This window comes from Gammaproteobacteria bacterium (assembly GCA_027296625.1).
GTDB lineage: Bacteria > Pseudomonadota > Gammaproteobacteria > JAKEHO01 > JAKEHO01 > JAKEHO01.
The window spans coordinates 37,391-59,454 of record JAPUIX010000112.1; the positions used below are offsets into that span (position 1 = coordinate 37,391).

Consider the following 22,064-nt stretch of genomic DNA (forward strand, 5'->3'; position numbering starts at 1 on the left):
AACGGCAGCGACACGGCAATCCAGCCGCCGACACCGGAGACTCGTCTTCCAAATCTCACACCACTGGTATAATGTGCCGCTTCTTTAAAGGGGGCACTGCCGGCAAGCCGAACACAACCCCGATGGCTTCAAACCAATCCTCAAGTCACACGCCAATGAATCGACCTGAACCGACGGCTGGACTGCGTCACGTTGCGCTCAATGTACGCAACTTTGAAGCGTGCGAGCGCTTCTATGTAGAGCTTTTGGGGATGGAAGTCGAATGGCGCCCGGACGCGGATAATGTTTATCTCTGCTCCGGTAATGACAATCTTGCACTGCACCGGATGTCAAATGACCAACGACTAGACGGCCCCCAACACCTACATCATATTGGCTTTATCCTTAAAACACCTGACCAAGTGGACGCATGGTACGACTACTTGCGCACCCATGGGGTAGTTATCACAGCAGTGCCTAAGACACACCGCGATAGGGCTCGCAGCTTCTACTGTAATGATCCAGATGGCAATACCGTGCAGATGCTTTATCATCCGCCGATCGCCGATTCTTGAAACATCGCACGTACGGGCAAATTGAGCGGCAGTCAACCATGTTCAAGATATCCAACAGAATCAAGTTGCACGGTTTCAACAACTTGACCAAGACGCTGAGCTTTAACATTTACGATATTTGCTACGCGCAGACCGACGCGCAACGCTGCGAATACATGCAATACATCAGCGATGAGTACAACGCAGATCGACTTACCCAAATATTGACAGAGGTGGCGAACATTATTGGCGCTCGGATCCTGAACGTTGCGAAAGCGGACTATGAACCCCTTGGCGCGAGCGTTACCCTGCTTGTATCCGAAGAAGCGCCGGTCCCTGAGGGCGTAACCAATAGCGAGACGCCAGGTCCACTACCTGAAGCAGTCGTTGCCCACCTCGATAAGAGTCACATTACAGTCCATACCTATCCAGAAGGTCATTCCGACTTTGGGATCAGTACGTTCCGAGCCGACATCGATGTTGCTACGTGTGGCCATATCTCGCCACTAAAGGCGCTGAACTTTCTAATCCACAGCTTTGACTCAGATATCGTTATCATTGACTATCGTGTACGAGGCTTTACCCGCGACGTCAATGGCACGAAGTACTTCATCGAGCACAAAATAAACTCCATCCAAAACTATATTTCGCGGTCTACGAAAAACCGATACCAAATGATTGACGTCAATGTCTATCAAGAAAATATTTTCCACACGAAAATGATGCTTAAGGAATTTGATCTGGATGATTATCTATTTGGGATCGATAAGGACGATCTTGATCCCAGGGAGCAATTGGAAATCGAGGAGCGGCTACATCGGGAGATGGTCGAGATCTTCTATGGCCGGAATCTAAGCCGCAACTGACGAGCCAATCGAACCGCTCAAGCGAACGGCGACCAAGCCTCGCAACAAACCCCGCGCCTTAACTCACTACTCGTGCCAGCCTTGGCAAATCGCCAGCTAACCCCATCGCTCGACGCATAAACCAATGCTTCATTGGCTCAATGGCATTGACCACATCCAATCCGAGATTGCGCGCCCACTGTACAGGCTCGAACTGGTTAGCAAATAGATGATTCAGGCCGTCTAGAAACATCATCATCGCAAGGTTTTCACCCTTACGCCAACGTTCATAGCGCCTTAATGTGCTTAAGCCGCCGATGTCGCACGAAGCAGCGCTCGCATCATCAAGCACCTCGGCGAGCGCCGCCGCGTCCAACAATCCTAAATTTGCACCCTGGCCAGCAAGCGGGTGTACACAATGGGCCGCATCCCCCACTAAGACAACCCGCTGCTGGCAATAACGCCTCGCGTGGGCACGCTGTAATGGGAATGCAACTCGCGAACTACTCCATGTAATGTCCCCCAAGCGACCGCAAAAAGCATTTTTTAGTGCTGTACGAAACGTATCTTCATTCAGTCCCAAAAGAGCCGTTGCCTCTTCCGGTTTAGTGGACCACACGATGGCGCATTGGTGTGCATCAGCTAACGGTAAAAAGGCAAGCGGCCCCGTTGCCAGAAACCTCTGTCTGGCGACGTTGCCATGCGATCTTTCCGTAGTCACTATACACACCAGGGCCTTTTGATGGTAATCGTGCAGCGAATTTTCGATACCGGCGAGATCCCGCACGGTGGAGCGGCTACCATCAGCACCCACCACAAGGCGTGCGGTTAGTGAGATACCGTCCTCGAGTTCAACCGCGATATGATCATCTACCAGGTTAAATTTTCTGAGTGCTGTGGGTCGATACGATGTGATCCCCGGAAGTTTCGCGATTACACTCTCGAGCGCTGACTGGATCAGTTGGTTTGCAGCGATATAGCCGAGCGTCGGCTCACACAGATCGGCACTATCGAAACAGATACTACCGTCCCCGTTGGCGTCCCAAACCTCAATCCGTCGAAAGTATCCGATGTCACCTTCCTCAATAGGCCCCCAAGCACCGACAGCCTTGAAAATCTGTGCAGAGGCAGGAGTGATAGCTAGCACCCGAAGGTCATGTTCCTGCGTGTCGTTCATTGACCGAGCTTCGCTCGCCTCCACGAGAGCGACGCGCAGTCCTTGCCGAGCGAGGATGCACGCCAAGGTGCTACCAACGATCCCGCCGCCGCTAATGACGATATCCGTGTCCGTGCAGGGCGCCTTGCGAATGCTCACAACGCAAGCCCTCGCACCAAGCGTGGTTGTCGTCCAAAGAGCCCCATTGCCTGTCGCATGAACTGTCGCTTCAGTGGCGGAATTAAGTCTACGGCCAGCATTCCGATATCGCGCACCATGATCCGGGACAGGTAATCATTGTAGAAAAGGCTGGCCAGTCCTTCGGTAAACGCAATGACCCGGCGCTGATCGGATCTCCTTGATGCAACGTACTGTTTGAGGCATTGCTCTGATCCGGGATCTTCCCCGGCACGAATGGCATCCGATATCACTTCGGCGAGCGCCGCAACGTCGCGCAGACCGAGATTGAACCCCTGAGCCGCATTGGGATGCACCGTGTGGGCTGCGTTTCCCAGCACAACGATCCGCGGACCCGCTTGCTGCTCAGCCTCAATCATGCACAAGGGGTATGACTTACGTTGGCCTATACGCAAAAATCGGCCGAGCCGGCCACCGAAGCATTTCTCCAAGTTGCTAAGGCAACTTTGCTCATCCATCGCCAAGATCCGGTCCGCCTCAGCACTGGCCACGGTCCACACAAGCGCTGAGCACCCATCCGATAACGGGAGTAACGCGAGCGGGCCGGTTTCGGTAAACCGCTCATACGCAGTGTCGCGATGCGGTCTCTCAAGAGTGACATTTGCGACAATCGCGGTCTGACCATAGTCCCGCTCACGGGTTTCTGTCCCGAGCGCTTGCCGTACCTTCGAGTTGGTCCCGTCGGCCCCCACCACAAGGCGAGTTTTCAGACTAACGCAATCCCCGTTAAGCTGAACGGAGACCTCTACTTTCTCCTCACCAAGGTGAATTGCGTGGAGTCGGGCTGGGCAGAATAGATCGACGTTCGCGAAAGAGATCAGATTCTCTGACAGCACTTTGCCGAGCAGACGCGCCAGTACGACATAACCGAGGGCATCCACACCGACCATCCCAGCGTCCATACGCACGAAACCGAAATGACCTCGGTCAGAGACATGAACGCGACGTATCGGGTTAGCCTCCTCGCTTATCCGATCCCACAGCCCAAGCGCCGCGAGAACGCGTTGAGAAGACAGAGCGAGTGCAAGCCCCCGATCGTCGTAACTTGGCTGACCTTCGTCCTGGAACGGTACCGCTTCAACAACACCAATGCGCAACGGCTGGCTAGCCAGGGCACACGCCAGACTTGCTCCCACCATGCCGCCACCGATGATTAAGACATCATAGTCACGCGGCATGGCCGTTCGCCATTAACGTCTCAATATCGTCCGGGTCCGTAGGAGCGTCATTGCTGAGCACCTCATGACCATCACGGGTCACCAACACATCGTCCTCGATGCGCACCCCAATGTTCCACCACTTTTTGCGTATACCCTTGCTACCGGCTGGGAAGTACAGCCCTGGCTCTATTGTCATGAGCATACCCGGCTCCAGCATGCGCCACTCGCCGTCTACCTTGTAGTCACCCACATCGTGGACATCCATGCCCAGCCAGTGTCCAGTTCGGTGCATGAACGTCTTTCCATAAGCCTGCTGCTTAATAAGCGTCTTTACCCGGCCCTTGAGGATACCAAGGTCAATCAAACCCCCGGTCAAAACGCGTACCGCAGCCTCGTGAGGTTCGTTCCAATGGTTACCCGGCTTTACTTTTTTGATCGCCTCATGCTGCGCTTCGAGGACTACTTCATAAACTGCCTTTTGCTCCTTTGTGAAACGCCCGTTGATAGGAAATGTCCGGGTGACGTCGCTTGCGTACCCGTCGTACTCCGCGCCCGCATCGATAAGTAATACATCTCCATCATTGAGTACATCCGAATTTTGAACGTAGTGCAGAATGCAACTATTGGCACCCCCTCCCACGATTGGGGGATATGCCGGAACACGCGCCCCCCTCTGCATGAATTCGTGCAGTAATTCCGCTTCGATTTGATACTCCTTAAGACCTGGCCGACAAACCTTCATGGCGCGAATGTGAGCCGCAGCGGAGATTTTGGCTGCCTGGCGCATCGCCTTAATTTCATGCCGACTCTTGTATAGGCGCATCTCATGAAGCAGATGCCCAAGGGAAATAAACTCACCTGGCGCGTTGACGCCCGCCCGGCCACGACTACGGACCTGGTTGACCCAGCCCACCACCCGTTGATCGAATGCCGGGTGGAACCCCATGGTGTAGAATACGCGGTCACGATCCTCCAGAAGCCCAGGGACAATGTCATCCAAATCATCTACCGGGAAGGCGTCGTCGGCTCCGTAGATCTCACAAGCACCTTCAAGGCCCGCACGGCGACCGTGCCACGTTTCCATCTTCGGATCCCGCTCCCGGCAGAAGAGCACATACTCCCCCTGGGGACGGTCGGGGACGAGCACCGCGACGGCATCAGGTTCCGGGAAACCCGTAAGGTAAAAAAAATCGCTGTCGGGCCTAAAGGGATACTCCACATCGCGATTCCGCACTACCACCGGCGCAGTAGGGAATATGGCCATACTCCCCTCGTTCATCATATCCATTAGCCGTTTACGTCGGCGGGCAAATTCTTTTCGATCCATTAATTCGCTCCATCTGGCCCATGACCACGGATGTCTCCACCACGAAGCTGCTCGTGCATGAGCAGCACGCAGATACGTATATACTCCACAATCTCGAGATAGGCCGTTTCCTGACCCTCATCGGCCACCTCGTCCAAGTCTCTTAGACCTGATATTTTCGTAAAGTCATCCATAATTTACCTGCAATCGTCTGATAACCAAGCATCTTCGCCGACCCCGCCTTGACGGATCCCGTACAGAAAACCCCGGCACCACTCACCCACTGCCGCGCTCCGTACCGGCATCGGCTCTTCATCATCCGGAAGCAAGGGGTAAAATCCCCATTCCATAGGACTAAACTGCCGCACCGTATCCCTGGCGAGGGCTCGTAGCACGACGCAAGACTCATCCAGCATCCCTTCATCCACCTGATGCTCGCCTAGTACTTCTCGAAGACAGGATCCTTCGTCTACCCCACCGATAGCGCAGATCTGACCGCAGACCAACCCATGCCATTCTGCGGCACCCGTGCTGGCGCCGATCTGCCCTAGGGCCTCGCGCACATCATCAAAGCTAGGCACAGGACCAGGTATTTCCTGTACGTATTCCACTACACGCCTATATGTGCCCACAGACGCTACCTACAACGAATCACACAGCGACTTGAACTGCTGATAGGACATTGTGCTGACCGGCGTGACTGCATCGCCTGTTGACCGCTATGACAGGCCGCTCTATATTGAGCGTCAAATAATAATGTACCGCGGGCACCTATGCATTCATATCCTCAATTTCCTAGGTAAGGCACGATGGGCGAGCAGGACACTGACAAGTTAGATCTGGTAGCACTTGAGGCTCGCGTCGACGACCTCATCCGAACGGTCGAACAGTTAAAAACTGAAAACACGGCTCTGCGTGGCCAGCAAACGAGCCTTGTGACCGAACGTGCCGCACTGATTGAAAAGACCGAACAGGCGCGCACCCGCATTGAGTCCATGATATCCCGCCTCAGAGCAATGGAAACGCGCTCATGAGTGCAGAAACGACCCCCGTCAACGTCACTATTTTAGACAAGGAATATCTGGTAACGTGCGATGACAGTGAGCGAGAGTCTCTTCATGCTGCCGTTGAGTATTTGAACGCAAAGATGAGAGAGCTGCGGCAGAGCGGCAAAGTAATCGGAACTGAGCGAATTGCCGTTATGACAGCACTCAACATTGCGCATGATTACCTAGAATGCAAAGACCGACGCGAGGACTATACTGTAAAAGTAGACTCGAGTATCCGCCGCTTGCAAAGTAAGATTGACGACGCCCTGACCAAGGGCAAGCAATTCGAAATTTAGACGGAATTAATTTGGGTTTCCCCTGCGGAGTGCGTCAGTAGGCCGAGATATCCTTGAGCCTATTTACCACAACCTTGGGGACAAAACGGCGGTGTTGTTGAGCATGTCCACCGCACAGTGGAAAGCCTGATACGCTGCCTGTTGTTCCCACTTGAACCTTTGGTTCAAGATGAAGGTCTGCAACGGCTCTGCGGGGGAAACCCTCCCTCCTCCGCCTTCCATGACGAAAGCGTACCGTACACTCAAAGAAGCGTATCTGAGAAGCCATGCAATTCTGGCTCATGAAATCAGAGCCAAGCGAATTCAGCATCGACGACTTGATGGCGAGGCCTGGGCAGACTGAGCCATGGGATGGTGTACGCAACTACCAAGCACGCAACCTGATGCGCGATGACATGAAGGTTGGCGATTTAGCCTTTTTCTACCATTCAAACTGCGTAGAACCCGCGATAGTCGGGATTATGGACATTGTCCGCGCAGGCTACCCGGATAACACAGCATTTGATCCAAAGGATAAGCACTATGATCCGAAGAGTAATCCCGGCAGTCCGAAGTGGTATCGCATCGATGTTCGCTTTCAGCACAAGTTAGGACGAGCTATTACACTTGCTGAGTTACGGGAGCACCCACCACTTGCAAATGTGCCGCTACTTCAGAGGGGCAACCGGCTCTCAGTGATGCCGATAAGCAAATTAGAGTGGGACTTTATTTTAGGACTCGAGCTCGCGTAGTATGGCCGCGCACCAAGTTATTTAGCTAAGAAATAGCCTGTATGCCGGATTGTTCGATTCCTCCCAATAATTCAGGCCTAACCCATCGAGAAAGGACTGAAACTCGTCGCGTTCCTCGTCTTTGACCTGAGTACCCACGAGCACACGTCCGTAGGCCGCGCCGTGGTTGCGATAGTGGAACACGCTGATGTTCCAACGTTCACCCATCTGCGTTAGAAAATGCAATAAGGCCCCAGGTCGTTCCGGAAATTCAAACCGATAAAGCAATTCGTTGTCAACAAAGCCCGCGTGACCGCCTACCATATAGCGGACATGCATCTTTGCCACCTCGTCGTTACTCATATCAACGACACGGTAACCTTTGCTCCTCAAGTTCTTAATCAACGTGTTCTTCTCAGGAATCCCTTGCCGTAACTGCACACCAGCAAAAACATGTGCTTCTTTAGCATCGGAATAACGGTAATTGAATTCTGTGATAGAGCGGGGCCCTAATGCATGACAGAACGCTCTGAAGCTACCGGGTCTTTCAGGAATTGTCACGCCTAAAAGCGCTTCGCGCTGTTCGCCAAGCTCAGCCAGTTCAGCGATGTGCCGTAAACGGTCAAAATTAACGTTAGCGCCACTAAAAATCGCCACCAGATCTTTGTTCTTGACACGCTTTCGCCCAACATACTGCTTCAATCCAGCAAGAGCTAAAGCGCCCGCAGGCTCTGGAATGGATCGAGTATCCTCAAAAGTGTCCTTGACCGCTGCACAAATTTCATCGGTACTCACGAGCAACACGTCGTCGACATATTTGCGGGCAATACGGAATGGTTCTCTACCTACTTGGCGCACCGCAGCGCCATCGGCGAAGATTCCAACCTGATCCAAAACCACGCGTCTTCCGACCTCCAGCGCACGCTGCATACAAGGCGCCTCGTCAGGCTCGACACCGATGATGCGGATACCTGGGGAGAGATGTTTACAGTACACTGCAATCCCGGCGATAAGCCCACCGCCACCGACTGGCACAAAAATGGTATCCAACTCCCCACGGTGTTGGTGCAGTATCTCCATGGCCACAGTGCCTTGTCCGGCAATAACCAGGGGATGATCGTATGGTGGAATAAAGGTCAGTCCTTCATCTGTTGCAAGGTGCAGCGCGTGTTCATTTGCGTCGTCATAGGTGTTCCCCTGGAGCACGATTTCAGCGCTGAGGCGGCGTACGGCTACCACCTTAATCTCTGGCGTCGTCTTAGGCATCACGATGACCGCCCGGATCCCGAGCTTTTGGGCCGCGAGCGCAACGCCCTGCGCATGATTCCCAGCAGACGCCGCGATGACGCCGTGCTTTCGCTGCTGCTCAGACAACGCTGACATCAAATTGTAAGCGCCGCGGAGCTTGTAGGAGAACACGGGCTGCAGGTCCTCGCGCTTCAGCCACACGCGATTGGTGAGCCGCCGCGATAATTCGGGCGCGTAATCTAAGGGGGTCTCCTTAGCCACGTCGTAGACGCGAGCTTGGAGTATCATCTTCACATATCGTTCAAGCATACGCATAAGATACCACTTAACCCCCTACAATAACCCTCGCCTAGGTGACGTAGACGCTGTTTCATGTAGGGGCGTTTGCGTAAAATACCATTGAGGAGGTCAATCCATGACACAAGATGAGAAGAAGCGCCACGCGGCGGAAGCGGCATTGGATTATGTTAAGCCTGAAATGACTATCGGTGTGGGAACAGGGAGCACCGTCGATTATTTCATTGAGTGCCTTGCCCGAGTCAGGCACAAAATCGATGGTGCGGTGGCCAGTTCCGAGGTGACAGCCACACACCTTCGGGAACACAACATCCCAATTGTCGATTTGAATAACGTCCACGAGGTCGCAGTCTATGTTGATAGCAGTGATGAGGCGACCAAGTTTCTTCACCTCATCAAAGGTGGAGGAGGTGCATTGACGCGAGAGAAGATAATCGCCGCCGCAAGCAGACAATTCGTCTGTATAGTCGACGACTCGAAACTCGTTGATGTGTTAGGGCGCTTTCCACTACCAGTTGAGGTGATCCCGATAGCACGCAGTTATGTCGCTCGTGAGATCGCTAAGCTGCGTGGCCAACCAAGCTTACGAGACGGTGTTACCACCGACAACGGTAATCTCATCTTGGATATCCGCAATCTATCCATCGTAGAACCAGTCAAATTAGAAGTAACCTTGAATAATATCGCGGGCATCGTAGCCAACGGTATATTTGCCCAGCGTCCAGCTGACGTGCTGCTCGTAGGTAGCGATGAAGGCGTTCGGACACTCACATGACGGCATACGATCGTTGATGCGCGCGTTACCACGATGTCTCGTTTACTAATTAGCATCGGCCTGGCGCTTGTGCTCCTTGGCGTCATGTGGCCCTGGCTAAGCAAAATCGGACTTGGTCGACTTCCCGGTAATATCGTCATCGAGCGAGAAAACTTTAGATTTTATCTGCCGCTAACGACGGGGATCATCGTCAGTATTCTGGTGACTGCGCTGATGTGGATAATGCGCAAGTAGGCACTCAGCGATGACGCCTGTGATCAGACCGAAAAGAACCCGCATTGACATTAAGCGACCGGCCTATTTGCCTGTCGTTCGAATATGTGTCGCGTGTGAAAGACTGCTGGGCTGAAACCTTGATTGTTTACCCGCAAGGAACGCTTCAGTACAAGATCAAACAATAACGGGTTATGGCGACGTATGGCCGAGAGAACATTTGCCTCATCGCGGGTCAAAAGCTTAAGGCTGACCAGCTGATTCATAGAATACAGGGGCATCACCCCCGGCAAGGGATAGTCCGAACCATTCAGTAACCTGTGGTGCCAATCTCCTCTTTTGATTACCGTCGTAAGCGGTTCTCCGATGCGATTGACCTGGGCCAAGCCGGAAATGTCACCGAACAGCAGGTCCTCGGAGTCCACCTCATCCATCATCCGTGCAAACAGTGAAAAATTGGAGGCTGTTGGCCCGGTTTTGCCTTTGTCAATATCCGTGGCGACCCCTTTTGAGGCGCAATGAGCAACGATGACCCGCACACCATGATCCAACGTGCGCCTCAGCAACAAAGGATTGCCCAATGACTGCGCCTCGCCAGTCGGTACAGCGTGTTCATCGCCGGAATGAACAAGCAAAGGGATGTCCATACGCACCATGGCTTCGTAGAAGCGATCGCATAGCGGCGATCCCGGATTAATCCCCATGGTATTCGGTAACCATTTGACCGCCCGTGCTCCGGATGTAACCGCATTTTCCAAGGCCGGAATGCAATCCGACCGATAGGGGTGAATTGATGCGATCCATTCGAAGCGTCTTGGGTGTTTGCGGGCAACGTACGCCGCATACGTGTCAGGGATGTAGAAAAAAGTGTGTACAAGATCGCGCTGGCCTGCCTCATCGTAGTTGTAATCGAATGCCAGCAGCATGATTCGCCCCCCTTGCGGGAGGCCGTCCTGTAATGCCAAGAGGCGTTCGAGATAACCCTGATCGACTCCTGCATTGGGATCGAGACAAGCCGCATCCAGATAGAAGCGAAACCGGGCGTATTGCAATGGATGGGCCAGGCTACGCAGGTTGGGGTTTACCCAGATCCCACTGCCGCTATCGCCAGTTCCTAGCAGGTGTACGTGGCAGTCCCATAGCTCTGAGCCATCAAGATCCGCCAATGCAGCAAGTATCAGTTCATGCTGAGATAAATCATCAGGCAGTGCAGCGGCAAGGCACGGATTGCTGATACCTTCATCAAGCCACGGACGACACCCTGTCAGCAGCACAGGTCCTGCTCCAATCGCGGCAATAAACTCCCGTCGCTTCACATTGCGAGCCGTCACGAACCCGATTCAGGGCTTCCCGGATCCTTATCGCCAGGTTTCTTACCCACCTTTTTGCGCCGGGTCGAGCGACGTTTACGCCCTTGGGCAATTGTAGGCGCCCGGCTAGGGCCATTACCCTGAACCCAGGTTCGGGAAAAAAATAATCCGAGCTCGAAAAGCAGCCATATCGGGACTGCCAAGAGTATCTGCGAGACTACATCGGGCGGTGTGAGTAACATTCCCATAATAAAAGCGGCAACAAACACATACGGGCGCTTCGCCGCCAGCGATTCTGGCGTGGTAACACCCGCCCAGACCAGCAAAATTGTGGCAACGGGCACCTCAAATGCCATGCCAAACGCAAAGAACAACTTAAGGACAAAATCCAGATATCTGCTGATGTCGGTCATCACGGTCACCCCTTGCGGCGCAACCGCGGTAAAAAACGCAAAGATGAGCGGGAACACAAGAAAGTAGGCAAATGCAACGCCGAGATAAAACAGGAGTGCGGTAGAGATGACAAGCGGTAGCGCCAAGACGCGCTCTTGTCGATAGAGTCCCGGGGCAACGAAAGCCCACGCCTGATAAAGCACGAACGGCATCCCGATGAAGATCGCCATCATCACGGTGACCTTAAAAGGTGCAAGAAAGGGTGCAGCCACCTCGGTAGCAATCATGGCGCTCCCTGCCGGAAGCTGTGCAATCAGCGGCGTCGCAACGAGGAGATAGATGTCATTGGCAAATGGGAATAGCACAAGAAAAATCAGGAGAATACAGAGAACACTTCTCAAGAGCCGATCGCGGAGTTCGATCAGATGAGAAAGAAATGATTGCTCGCGATCCTGAGTGTTTTCGTGACGCGGTTTACGTGCCAGCATCAGACGATGATGTTTTTGCAGATCGCCCCCGAGCTCTGCGATCACTACGTTTAGACGACGCCTGGCGCTTTGCATCTCCGCCACTGGCCACGCGTTCCTTCTTAACTACGTTGGGTACTACATCCTCAAGCACTGGATCGAGGCCAGAGAGCTGGGACTCATTAACCAGGCGTTTGGCTTCCTCAAGATGCAGTTCCTGCTCGATCTCGGCCTTCACGGAATCAACCAACCGGCGAGCCTTCCCCAGCCACAGCCCCAACGTGTGTGCAAGCCTTGGCAATCTCTCCGGACCAACCACCAAAAGGGCGACGATCCCGATGAGCACGAGCTCCCAGAATCCAACGTCAAACATGATCCACGCCTCGTGCTCGCCTATTTATCGTCCTTAGGGCGCGCATCGTCACTGACGTCGGTCCGTTTTTCCCCATCATTGTCCTTCGAGCTACCCGCCTCAACTTGCTCGTCGCTCTCTGCCATGGCGCTCCGAAGACTCTTGATGGCGCCGCCAATATCACTACCCAGACTGCGTAGTTTCTTGGTCCCAAATAGCAGAATCACAATCACCAAGATAATCAACAACTCTGTGATCCCAAGATTCATGCTGTCTCTCCACCTCTTCAAACCCGTTCAAAATCGTCAACGTCCGCCGTCGGACGAATTCAACCATGATCACCTTCGCGACTCGCTTTCTCCTCAAGGCCTGATTGTCCAAAGCGCCGTTCGAGTTCGGCCAGTACGTCCGCCGCCCCGAGCCCCTGGTGTGCCAGCATCACCAACGTGTGAAACCACAGATCGGCTGTTTCACTCACGATGCGCTTCGCTTCACCCTCCTTTGCAGCGAGTACGGTCTCTGCGGCTTCCTCCTCGATCTTCTCGAGAATGCTGTCCAGGCCCTTTTCATAGAGACTTGCGACATAGGACACACTCGGGTCTGCCTGTTTTCTGCTTTCAATGATATCCGCTAGGCGGCTGAGGACATCGGGCATCGTCATCGGATCAATGTCGATTATGCGTCTCGCCCGCGGCACAAAAAAGCTAAGATAGCTTCTTTGCTCCCAAATATCGGCTGCCGCTTATAGAAGCCTGGATATGCATCCTAGTTGCTGCCGTAAATCTCTTTGGGGTTTTTGATCACCGGCTCCACGACAACCCATCGATCCCCATCCAGACGGTGAAAGAAACATCGGTGCCGACCTGTGTGACATGCAATCTCACCCACTTGTTCGACGGCGAGTAGAATAACATCCTTGTCGCAGTCCAGGCGAACTTCGGACACTTTCTGGACGTGTCCGGACTCCTCACCCTTTTCCCACACACACTGACGGGAGCGGGACCAGTAGAACGCATGTCCTTCGGCAACTGTGCGATAAAGGGCCTCACGGTTCATCCAGGCAACCATCAGAACTTCACCGCTATCGACTGCTTGCGCGACGGCTGGCACTAATCCGTCACTGTCCCAGTTAACATCATCAAGCCATGCTGCGTCCGGGATGTCTTCCATGCTCTACAACCGCACCTCAATTCCCCGTGCTGCCATGACCTCCTTCGCTTCGCGCACCGTGTGCTCACCAAAGTGAAATATGCTGGCCGCGAGCACGGCGTCGGCCTTACCCTGTGTGACGCCCTCAACCAAGTGTTCAAGGCACCCGACGCCGCCGGATGCTATTACCGGAACAGACACAGCCTCACTGACGGCACGGGTCAGATTCAGATCAAACCCATTGCGGGTCCCGTCCCGATCCATGCTCGTCAACAGGATCTCCCCTGCACCCTGCTTGACCATCTTCCTAGCCCACAGAACAGCATCAATACCTGTGGCCCTGCGCCCGCCATGGGTAAAAACTTCCCAGCGCGGCGCATTCTCTTTGGGCTCCACTTGTTTGGCATCGATCGCAACGACAATACATTGTGATCCAAAGCGTCTCGCAGCCTCAGCAATAAATCCAGGATTTTCAACTGCGGCCGTATTGATACTGACCTTGTCAGCTCCTGCATTTAGCAGGCCCCTGATGTCTTCCACCGTGCGGATGCCGCCGCCTACGGTGAGTGGAATGAATACCTGACTTGCAACGGCCTCCACGACGTGCACCAGGGTCTCGCGCTCCTCGCTACTTGCCGTGATGTCGAGAAACGCCAGCTCATCGGCGCCTTGTTCGTCGTAGCGTTTCGCCACTTCAACCGGGTCTCCTGCATCTCGAATATCAACAAATCGCACTCCTTTGACGACGCGGCCAGCATCCACATCCAAACAGGGAATAATGCGTTTGGCCAACGCCATTATCCCGCGCCCTGGTTGCTTAGTGCGTCGGCAAGCCGCTGCGCCTCGGCGAAGTCCAGTTTACCCTCATAGATTGCCCGCCCTGTGATGGCTCCCTCAATCCCTTCTTCGGCGACATTACACAAGGCGCGCACGTCATTTAGATCGGTGATTCCGCCAGAAGCAATGACCGGGACATTGACCTCGCGAGCAAGCGCGACTGTAGCGTCTATGTTGAGCCCCGTCATCATGCCATCTCGGCCAATATCAGTAAAAATGATCGCCGTTACGCCATCGTCTTCAAATCGCTGTGCTATATCGATGGCATCGTGGTGCGATAATTTGGACCAACCATCGAGTGCAAGCTTGCCATCACGCACGTCGAGCCCGACGATAATACGTCCCGGAAACTCCATACATACGTTGGCAACAAAATGAGGGTCAGTGACCGCCTTGGTCCCGACAATGACATAGCTCACGCCAGTATCTAGATAGGCTTGAATCGTGTCTTCGTCACGTATGCCTCCGCCAACTTGTACAGGAACATCTCGGCAGCACTCGACAATAGCACGCACAACCTCGCTGTTTACCGGCCGTCCGGCTTGCGCACCATTCAGGTCAACGACGTGCAGACGCCGCGCGCTGGCTTCTAGCCAGCGTTTGGCCATGGCAGCCGGATCCTCAGCATAGATTGTTTCATCATTCATGCAGCCCTGACGCAGACGCACACATTTTCCGTCTTTGATATCAATCGCAGGTATCAACAGCATGACGGCTTGCTTCTGACGATCGTGGATTTCAGGAGGTTAGGCCAGGATGGGGATTCGGTAATTATTACGCCAAATTGCTTGTTTACTAAATGGTAGCACAGGAAACCAGTTGATCCCGCCTGTCTCGCATTACGCAGGAATTATCAGTGCGCTTCATCCCAGTTATAGCCACTGTCAACGCTAACAACGAGTGGCACGGTCAGGTGCGCTGCACCCTCCATTATCTCGCAAATCACTTTTCCCGCCTGATCAACTGCCTCTTCGGCAACTTCAAAAACCAGCTCATCATGAACTTGCATGACCATCTTGGCATCGATACCGCTCTCGGCCAACCAGGCATGCACTGCTATCATCGCACGCTTAATAATATCAGCTGCGGTCCCCTGCATAGGAGCATTAATCGCCGTTCGTTCCGCGTACTGCCGGCGTTGGGCGTTCCGGGCATTTATATCCGGAAGATACAAACGTCGCTTGAACACCGTCTCAACAAAGCCTTGCTCACAAGCCGTCGCACGCGTCTCATCCATAAAGATCTTGACCCCAGGATAACGATTAAAATATCGATCAACATAGACCTGTGCGGCACTGCGGTCGATTCCCAGCTGTTTTGCCAGCCCGAAGGCCGACATGCCATAGATGAGCCCGAAATTGATTGCCTTAGCGGCTCGGCGCTGTTCGCTGTTCACCTGTTCCTGAGAAATACCGAAGACTTCCGCTGCTGTTGCCATGTGGATATCCTCGCCTTTAGCGAAGGCGCCTGTCAGTCCTTGATCTCCTGATAGATGCGCCATAATACGCAACTCAATCTGCGAATAATCTGCGGCGAGTAATTGGTAACCAGGCGCTGCGACAAAGGCTTGACGAATGCGCCGACCCTCATCAGTGCGTACCGGAATATTTTGCAGGTTGGGGTCAGACGACGAGAGCCGGCCCGTGGCCGCCACTGCCTGATGGTAGGATGTATGGACACGTCTCGTGTGTGGATTGATCTGGCCAGGCAACTTATCGGTATAGGTTGACTTGAGCTTGCTCAAGGTCCGGTACTCTAAAATCAGCTTGGGGAGGGGATAGTCCAGGGCCAGCTCTTGCAGGACAGATTCGGCAGTAGACGGTTGTCCTTTAGGCGTTTTCGCGAGCACCGGTAATTGCAGCTCGTCGTACAGAATACCCTGAATCTGTTTGGGAGACGCGATGTTGAATGCTTGGCCCGCAAGCTCGTGGGCCTGACGTTCAATATCGCGTGCACGGACCGCAAGTTCCTCACTTTGCCTTTGCAGGAGCGCAGCGTCCACCATCACACCGTTTCGTTCAACGCACGAGAGGACAGGGACCAGCGGCATTTCAATGTCTTCAAATAACTTCTGTAGTCCGGGTTCCGCCTCTAGCTTTGGCCACAAGGCGAGATGTAACTTCAACGTAACATCGGCGTCCTCCGCCGCGTAGGGACTTGCTTGCTCAACGGGGACCTGGTTAAAGGTGATTTGTTGCGTCCCCTTTCCTGCAACATCTTCATAATGGATAGTATCTTCTCCCAGATACTTCAGCGCGAGAGAATCCATATCGTGTCGAGTTGCGGTACTGTCCAAAACGTAGGACTCAAGCATCGTATCAAAGCGGATCCCATTAAGTGCAATGCCGTGATTAGCCAGAACGCTCATATCAAACTTAAGATTATGTCCAAGTTTTGCCCGACCTCGGTCCTCCAAGAGTGGTCGAAGAGCGGCCAGCACTGCGTCCCTCGATAGCTGTTTTGGCGCGCCCTCATAATCATGTGCTAACGGTACATAAGCTGCCTCGCCTGGGCTCACTGCAAACGAGATGCCCACGATCTCAGCCTCCATGTAATCCAGACTGTTGGTCTCAGTGTCAAAGGCAAAGACCTCTGTTTTTTCTAGGCGCCTAAGCCATGACTGAAACTTACGTTCGGAATCCACCGTCTCGTAATTGTGCTGATGCTCGGTTTCTCCCGCTTTAGTCTCGCAGGCCGCATCCGGGGAACTACAATATTCGGAAAGCCACGACTTGAATTCGAGGCGCGTAAACAATTCCCTTAGCGCAGCGCGATCCGGATTCTGAGGTTTAAGCTCCTTGGGCTTTCGCTCAAGTGGCACGTCGCAGCGGACGGTGACTAGCTCACGCGATAGGGGCAATTGATCGAGACTCGCACGCAGATTCTCCCCCACCTTGCCCGGGATCTCGTTCGCGTGAGCGATAATCGAATCCAATGATCGATAGGTCTTCAACCACTTGACTGCTGTCTTTGGACCAACCTTGGGTACACCGGGCACATTGTCCACACTGTCCCCGATCAAGGCCAGATAATCCACCATCAGTGAAGGCGGGATACCAAATTTGCGTTCCACTCCATCTATGTCCAAGACTGCATTGGTCATCGTGTCTACGAGGCGAACGTGCTCATCGACTACCTGCGTCATGTCCTTATCGCCCGTCGCTATGACGATCTCAAGTCCTTGTGCCTTAGCCTGAGCGGCGAGTGTGGCCATAACATCGTCCCCTTCCACACCATCGATCATCAATAACGGCAGTCCCATGGCACGTACGACATCATGTAATGGTTGCAACTGGCTGACAAGTTCATCCGGCATGGGTGGGCGGTTCGCCTTATACTCCGGATAGAGTTCGTCACGAAAAGTCTTACCTTTCGTATCGAATACAACCACCATATAAGTCGGCTCGTAGTCCTTCTGCAATTTGCGCAGCATTCCGATCACACCATAGATCGCTCCAGTAGGTTCCCCCTTAGAGTTGGATAGGGCGGGCAACGCGTGAAATGCTCGGTAGAGATAAGAAGAGCCGTCTACCAGAACCAACGTGGGCTTGTTCATGCGATATGAGACTGGTGACGTGTATTAAGAGGTAACATTATGGATGATTCGCGAGCGACTGCCTATCTTGTAATGTTGCATGGATCGATTGCCCATGGCCCAACGACGGAGCCTTGACAGCACGGACGCCCAATTGCCCAAAAAATCGCCCGATCAAGTAGACAGACGACCGGAAGTAGTGGATGCTATCTTGAGGTACCAAGAAGATCAAAACTGCCTGCGTACATGGACGAACACGCGTCTTTGTTAGATCATTTGAGCCAATTAATACAATATCTACCAGGTGGACCACTGTGAGAGCCTCCACAATTTTATATTGTGTCATTGGCCTTTTAGCGTCCCTGCAAATACTTGGTGAGCCTATTAACCCGGACGGCCTTGAAGTCGTTCCTGAACCTCCGCCATTGCCGGAACCTGTACAAAGTGGGGAGGTACTTGAGCCGGAAATCACCATTATTCAAAAGGAAGAGGTCACCGTCGAGGAATACCGCATTAACGGGATCCTGTACATGGTGAAAGTCACACCGAGCGTTGGACTACCCTATTATCTCATCGACCAGGACGGCGATGGGGTGATGGAGACGCAAATGGACGGTATATACGCCGATCCCGTCGTCCCTCAATGGGTCTTGTTTAGCTGGTAAACGGATGCAGCCAAAATAGTCCTTCGTGACTCCACAGAACTCTAATAACACGCGCGATTAAGAACTAGGCCTGGAATGAACCGGCGCAAGCAGCGTGAGTCGCCGTTGCGGAACCGGTGTCAAACTAAAGCAAGTGACACAGGAATCGCATGTCTGTCTATACATCCGTTTCACGCCAAGAGCTTCAAAAATTTCTAGAACACTATTCACTAGGGGAGTTAAGTCACTTCCAAGGAATCAGTGAAGGCATAGAAAACACGAACTACTTCGTCACTACCAGCAACGGGGAGTTCGTATTGACCCTGTTCGAAGCGCTAGAAGCCACCGAGCTACCATACTTCCTCGAACTTATGGCGTTTCTCGCCGAGCATAATATTCCGAGCGCACATCCAATTGGCGATGATAATGGAACTTACTTACGCCAACTGAATGGTAGACCTGCAGCTTTAGTACGACGTCTAAAAGGTTTCAGCGTCAAAGCGCCCACGGTACAGCAGTGCTTCGCTATTGGCGAATTCATCGGCCGGATACATACCGTAGGAAAACAGTTTCGGTTATACAGGGAAAATGATCGCGGACCGAGTTGGTGGAGACAAACAGCAGCGAAGGTCTTATCCAAGCTAACGTCTGACGACGCATCGCTGCTTACCGAGGAACTTGCGTACCAATCCCAGTTTCGCCATCACAAACTGTCACGCGGGGTAATTCACGCAGATCTGTTTCGCGACAATGCACTGTTCGTGGGCGATCAGCTGACCGGCGTCATTGACTTTTACTACGCTTGTAATGACGCCCTGATCTATGACCTCGCTGTGACGGCTAATGACTGGTGCAACGTGGAGAATGGAGATTTCTACACAGACCGCGCCCGGGCCATGCTCCATGCCTATACGGAGCAGTTTCGGCCCATTGCGCCTGAGGAGCAAGACGCCTGGCCAGTAATGCTACGGGCCGGTGCACTTCGGTTCTGGCTGTCACGGCTGCATGACATGTACTTCCCGCGGCAAGGCGAAATCACCCACATTAAGGATCCGGATGTATTCAAGCTTATCCTACGCCACCGCATTGAGCATGCTGCCGAATTGCGAGATCTATGGGATTGAGAGCGATTGGCCTCGGGCGCACCATACTGATTTCTGCAGACCCACGTTGCCTCCCGTGCCAGACAGGTGCTCCCATTAGGAAATTAAAAAAATCGTCGCAAGGCCAAGGAAGGCCATGAAACCCACAACATCCGTCACCGTCGTCAGAAGCACACCGCCGGCAAGGGCCGGATCGATTCCAAGGCGCTTCAGGGCAAGTGGGATCAGTGCGCCGGCCGACGCCGCTGTTAGGAGGTTGATGACCATAGCAAGCCCAATGATCAATCCAAGCCCAACATCTCTAAACCACAACATCGCAAGTCCACCAACAACCATCGCCCAGAATAGGCCATTGATTAGGCCAACCGCGAGTTCCTTGAGCATGAGAGCGCGCGCGTTTGCGGCGCCGAGCTGCCCGAGGGCGATGCCCCGAATCGCGATGGTGAGTGTCTGAACACCGGCAATACCCCCCATGCTCGCAACAATGGGCATGAGTATCGCGAGCGCAACGAGTTGCTGGATGCTCGCCTCAAAGCGACTAATCACCCACGCCGCCAGAAACGCGGTCGCTAAGTTAACGCCGAGCCAGATTGCGCGCCGCCTGGCACTGACGACCACGGGCGCAAACATGTCATCTTCCTCACCGAGCCCAGCCAGGCTCATGAGGGAGTGATCAGCCTGCTCATGAATAACGTCCACTACATCGTCAATGGTGATCCGCCCGAGCAGCTTGCCCACCTCATCCACCACCGCGGCTGACACCAGGTCCCGCTGCTCGAATAGTTTGGCGACATCCTTCGCTGGGAGGCTGGCGGGTAGGCCCGCAATGTCCTGCACGATCAAGTCACCGACGGTCGCTTCTGGATCGCGGAGCAACACCTCGGACAAAGGCAGCACGCCAAGATACTCGCCTTCCCGATCAACCACCATCAGCTGGTCTGTCTTCTCCGGTATGGCACCCCGAAGCCGCAAGTAACGGGAGACCACATCCAGCGTCACATCACCCCGGACAGTAACGACATCGGTGTTCATTAAGCCGCCGGCGGTATCCTCGGGATAGGTAAGCACCGATGCCAGGCGTTGGCGGTTCTGCTCGTCCATCGCAAGCAGTACCTCATCCACAAGGGGCTCCGGCAGGTCTTGCAGGATGTCAGCCGCATCGTCGGCATCGAGATCCCTGGTCGCCGCCGCGACCTCGTAGGGCGCCATCTGTCCGAGCAGTCCAGCACGCACTTCGTCTTGGCATTCGGAGAGCACATCACCCTCAAGGTCTGGGTTGACCAGTTCCCAGACCACACCACGTTCACTCGGTGGCAATGCCTCCAAGACGTCAGCGGTTTCGGAAGGGTGCAGCTGGTCAATAAGGCTCCGCACCTTAGACTTCGCTCCGGCCTCCAACGCTTCGTGGACTTGGCTCAGTGTCTCCTGGATCTTTTCTCGTTCGCTGCGCTTGCTCATGGGCCTGAGGGGCTTATAAGTTAAAAAAGTGCACTAGTGTATCAGCCACAGCATGGCATGTTTAGGGGAGCATCAGCACAAAACCGCGGGTGCATGGGCCTAACAGGGCTCGCGGCGTATAGGCATTGCGTTGGATTCTATCTCGCAAACGCCGCAACGCACTAACATCAGGGCATGATCTTAGATGCTGCTCGAACAAGCAGCGCAATATGCACTGGGATTGTCCTCAGATTTGCGATGTCAATGCCGCAAACTGGATTGTGGCGTCAACACACTCTGGAAGAGAAACTTCGGTGTCTTAGTTGGCTTACTGATTTATATGCCGCGTCAGCTGCGCCACGTCCGTGCCGCTCCTGCTCTTCAAAGCTTTCTTCGCGAGATAGGTGAGTTCATCCACTCGACTATCAATGATAATTTGTTTGACTTCTAAAAGCGCTGCGGGATGGACACTGAACTCCCTCAACCCAAGCCCTAGCAGAAGCCGCGTGTAACGCGTGTCACCCGCCATCTCGCCACACATAGCCACTGGAATTTTCGCTTTCTGGCCCGCCTGGAGCGTTGTGTAAATAAGCCTTAATACCGCTGGGTGCAGCGGGTCGTAGAGATAATTAACTTCATCGCTCACCCGATCGATCGCCATTGTGTACTGGATCAAGTCGTTCGTCCCTATCGATAGAAAATCGAGATCACTCGCAAATACATCCGCGCAGATAGCTGCGGCCGGTACTTCGATCATGCCTCCAATCGCCATATCCGGATCGAATTTGATGTTCGCTGACTTCAGCTCATCGCGAATTGTCCCTACCATCTCCAGAACCTGTGACATTTCCTGAATATTGGAGAGCATGGGTATCATCATTCGTACCGGCCCGAGGCTTGATGCCCGGATAATCGCTCTCAGCTGTGGTCGAAACAGCGATGGTTCCTTGAGGCATAGCCGGATAGCTCTAAGCCCCAAAGCTGGATTTGACGGCACCGGCCCAGATTGCCGCCCGCCGCCATCAACCTGCTTGTCGGCACCGAGATCGAG

Annotated in this window: 25 protein-coding genes, 1 other RNA gene and 1 pseudogene; 10 read left to right on the top strand and 17 right to left on the bottom strand. The window is 53.7% G+C overall.

The annotated features are described in order from the left end of the window. The first annotated feature begins 155 nt into the window (after positions 1–155). The gene (locus O6944_06280; protein MCZ6718741.1) at positions 156–554 is read left to right on the top strand and encodes a VOC family protein; all 399 of its coding nucleotides are present in this window, start codon (positions 156–158) and stop codon (positions 552–554) included. A 38-nt stretch (positions 555–592) separates the two neighbouring features. Then, on the top strand, positions 593–1,399 hold the full coding sequence (gene speD, locus O6944_06285; protein ID MCZ6718742.1) for an adenosylmethionine decarboxylase: 807 nt from the start codon (positions 593–595) through the stop codon (positions 1,397–1,399). Between the two features lie 58 nt (positions 1,400–1,457). On the opposite strand, the gene O6944_06290 is transcribed toward speD, so the two are convergent. From O6944_06290 to O6944_06310, 5 genes are read right to left on the bottom strand one after another with little or no spacing between them, the layout of a single operon-like run. Continuing rightward, the gene (locus tag O6944_06290; protein MCZ6718743.1) at positions 1,458–2,693 is read right to left on the bottom strand and encodes a UbiH/UbiF/VisC/COQ6 family ubiquinone biosynthesis hydroxylase; all 1,236 of its coding nucleotides are present in this window, start codon (positions 2,691–2,693) and stop codon (positions 1,458–1,460) included. Further along, complete coding sequence (gene ubiH, locus O6944_06295) at positions 2,690–3,910, bottom strand: 2-octaprenyl-6-methoxyphenyl hydroxylase (protein MCZ6718744.1); 1,221 nt, start codon at positions 3,908–3,910, stop codon at positions 2,690–2,692. The genes O6944_06290 and ubiH overlap by 4 nt, the downstream gene beginning before the upstream one ends. Continuing rightward, positions 3,900–5,219, bottom strand: coding sequence for a Xaa-Pro aminopeptidase (gene pepP / locus O6944_06300; protein MCZ6718745.1), 1,320 nt, complete (start codon positions 5,217–5,219; stop codon positions 3,900–3,902). The genes ubiH and pepP overlap by 11 nt, the downstream gene beginning before the upstream one ends. Further along, on the bottom strand, positions 5,219–5,392 hold the full coding sequence (locus tag O6944_06305; protein MCZ6718746.1) for a hypothetical protein: 174 nt from the start codon (positions 5,390–5,392) through the stop codon (positions 5,219–5,221). Before O6944_06305 ends, pepP begins: the two co-directional genes overlap by 1 nt. A 3-nt stretch (positions 5,393–5,395) precedes the next feature. Then, the gene (locus O6944_06310) at positions 5,396–5,809 is read right to left on the bottom strand and encodes a UPF0149 family protein (GenBank protein ID MCZ6718747.1); all 414 of its coding nucleotides are present in this window, start codon (positions 5,807–5,809) and stop codon (positions 5,396–5,398) included. Between the two features lie 198 nt (positions 5,810–6,007). Here O6944_06310 and O6944_06315 point away from each other — a divergent pair, with 198 nt between their 5' ends. From O6944_06315 to O6944_06330, 4 genes are all read left to right on the top strand, one after another. After that, positions 6,008–6,232 carry a TIGR02449 family protein gene (locus tag O6944_06315; GenBank protein MCZ6718748.1) on the top strand — a complete coding sequence of 75 codons (225 nt, stop codon included), beginning with the start codon at positions 6,008–6,010 and terminating at the stop codon, positions 6,230–6,232. After that, complete coding sequence (locus O6944_06320) at positions 6,229–6,543, top strand: cell division protein ZapA (GenBank protein MCZ6718749.1); 315 nt, start codon at positions 6,229–6,231, stop codon at positions 6,541–6,543. The genes O6944_06315 and O6944_06320 overlap by 4 nt, the downstream gene beginning before the upstream one ends. Positions 6,544–6,559: 16 nt before the next feature. Next, positions 6,560–6,744, top strand: a non-coding RNA gene (gene ssrS, locus O6944_06325) — 6S RNA. Positions 6,745–6,809: 65 nt separating this feature from the next. Continuing rightward, positions 6,810–7,274, top strand: coding sequence for an EVE domain-containing protein (locus O6944_06330; protein ID MCZ6718750.1), 465 nt, complete (start codon positions 6,810–6,812; stop codon positions 7,272–7,274). Between the two features lie 21 nt (positions 7,275–7,295). Here the strand turns inward: O6944_06330 and ilvA are convergent, their stop codons facing one another. Beyond that, complete coding sequence (gene ilvA, locus O6944_06335) at positions 7,296–8,810, bottom strand: threonine ammonia-lyase, biosynthetic (GenBank protein ID MCZ6718751.1); 1,515 nt, start codon at positions 8,808–8,810, stop codon at positions 7,296–7,298. A 106-nt stretch (positions 8,811–8,916) separates the two neighbouring features. Here ilvA and rpiA point away from each other — a divergent pair, with 106 nt between their 5' ends. Both rpiA and O6944_06345 read left to right on the top strand, forming a co-directional pair. After that, on the top strand, positions 8,917–9,573 hold the full coding sequence (gene rpiA / locus O6944_06340; protein ID MCZ6718752.1) for a ribose-5-phosphate isomerase RpiA: 657 nt from the start codon (positions 8,917–8,919) through the stop codon (positions 9,571–9,573). Positions 9,574–9,606: 33 nt separating this feature from the next. Continuing rightward, on the top strand, positions 9,607–9,807 hold the full coding sequence (locus tag O6944_06345; protein ID MCZ6718753.1) for a DUF2905 domain-containing protein: 201 nt from the start codon (positions 9,607–9,609) through the stop codon (positions 9,805–9,807). A 50-nt stretch (positions 9,808–9,857) separates the two neighbouring features. Here O6944_06345 and O6944_06350 read toward each other — a convergent pair whose 3' ends face one another. The 9 genes and pseudogenes from O6944_06350 to polA all read right to left on the bottom strand — a co-directional run bounded on the left by O6944_06350 (position 9,858) and on the right by polA (position 17,850). Then, positions 9,858–11,117: an amidohydrolase family protein gene (locus tag O6944_06350; protein ID MCZ6718754.1), complete on the bottom strand. Its 1,260-nt coding sequence runs from the start codon at positions 11,115–11,117 to the stop codon at positions 9,858–9,860. Positions 11,118–11,248: 131 nt separating this feature from the next. Next, positions 11,249–11,977: pseudogene (gene tatC, locus O6944_06355) on the bottom strand (twin-arginine translocase subunit TatC). After that, complete coding sequence (gene tatB / locus O6944_06360) at positions 11,964–12,329, bottom strand: Sec-independent protein translocase protein TatB (GenBank protein ID MCZ6718755.1); 366 nt, start codon at positions 12,327–12,329, stop codon at positions 11,964–11,966. Before tatB ends, tatC begins: the two are co-directional and overlap by 14 nt. 20 nt (positions 12,330–12,349) lie before the next feature. Continuing rightward, positions 12,350–12,577: a twin-arginine translocase TatA/TatE family subunit gene (tatA, locus tag O6944_06365; protein MCZ6718756.1), complete on the bottom strand. Its 228-nt coding sequence runs from the start codon at positions 12,575–12,577 to the stop codon at positions 12,350–12,352. Positions 12,578–12,636: 59 nt separating this feature from the next. Further along, on the bottom strand, positions 12,637–12,963 hold the full coding sequence (locus tag O6944_06370; protein ID MCZ6718757.1) for a phosphoribosyl-ATP diphosphatase: 327 nt from the start codon (positions 12,961–12,963) through the stop codon (positions 12,637–12,639). Positions 12,964–13,073: 110 nt separating this feature from the next. Continuing rightward, positions 13,074–13,478 carry a phosphoribosyl-AMP cyclohydrolase gene (gene hisI / locus O6944_06375; protein MCZ6718758.1) on the bottom strand — a complete coding sequence of 135 codons (405 nt, stop codon included), beginning with the start codon at positions 13,476–13,478 and terminating at the stop codon, positions 13,074–13,076. 3 nt (positions 13,479–13,481) lie between these two features. Next, entirely contained in the window at positions 13,482–14,255 is a 774-nt protein-coding gene (gene hisF / locus O6944_06380) for an imidazole glycerol phosphate synthase subunit HisF (protein ID MCZ6718759.1), read from the bottom strand. Continuing rightward, positions 14,255–15,004, bottom strand: a complete 750-nt coding sequence (gene hisA, locus O6944_06385) for a 1-(5-phosphoribosyl)-5-[(5-phosphoribosylamino)methylideneamino]imidazole-4-carboxamide isomerase (GenBank protein ID MCZ6718760.1) — start codon at positions 15,002–15,004, stop codon at positions 14,255–14,257. Before hisA ends, hisF begins: the two co-directional genes overlap by 1 nt. Positions 15,005–15,147: 143 nt before the next feature. Then, on the bottom strand, positions 15,148–17,850 hold the full coding sequence (gene polA, locus O6944_06390; protein ID MCZ6718761.1) for a DNA polymerase I: 2,703 nt from the start codon (positions 17,848–17,850) through the stop codon (positions 15,148–15,150). 362 nt (positions 17,851–18,212) lie between these two features. On the opposite strand from polA, the gene O6944_06395 reads away from it, so the two are divergent. Both O6944_06395 and O6944_06400 read left to right on the top strand, forming a co-directional pair. Further along, on the top strand, positions 18,213–18,494 hold the full coding sequence (locus O6944_06395; GenBank protein MCZ6718762.1) for a DUF2782 domain-containing protein: 282 nt from the start codon (positions 18,213–18,215) through the stop codon (positions 18,492–18,494). Between the two features lie 149 nt (positions 18,495–18,643). Then, entirely contained in the window at positions 18,644–19,597 is a 954-nt protein-coding gene (locus O6944_06400; GenBank protein ID MCZ6718763.1) for a homoserine kinase, read from the top strand. 75 nt (positions 19,598–19,672) lie between these two features. On the opposite strand, the gene mgtE is transcribed toward O6944_06400, so the two are convergent. Further along, a complete protein-coding gene (mgtE, locus tag O6944_06405; GenBank protein ID MCZ6718764.1) occupies positions 19,673–21,034 on the bottom strand; it encodes a magnesium transporter in 1,362 nt (453 codons plus the stop codon). A gap of 307 nt (positions 21,035–21,341) precedes the next feature. Next, positions 21,342–22,064 (bottom strand): phosphoenolpyruvate--protein phosphotransferase (locus O6944_06410; GenBank protein MCZ6718765.1); only part of this gene is annotated, 723 nt, incomplete at its 5' end.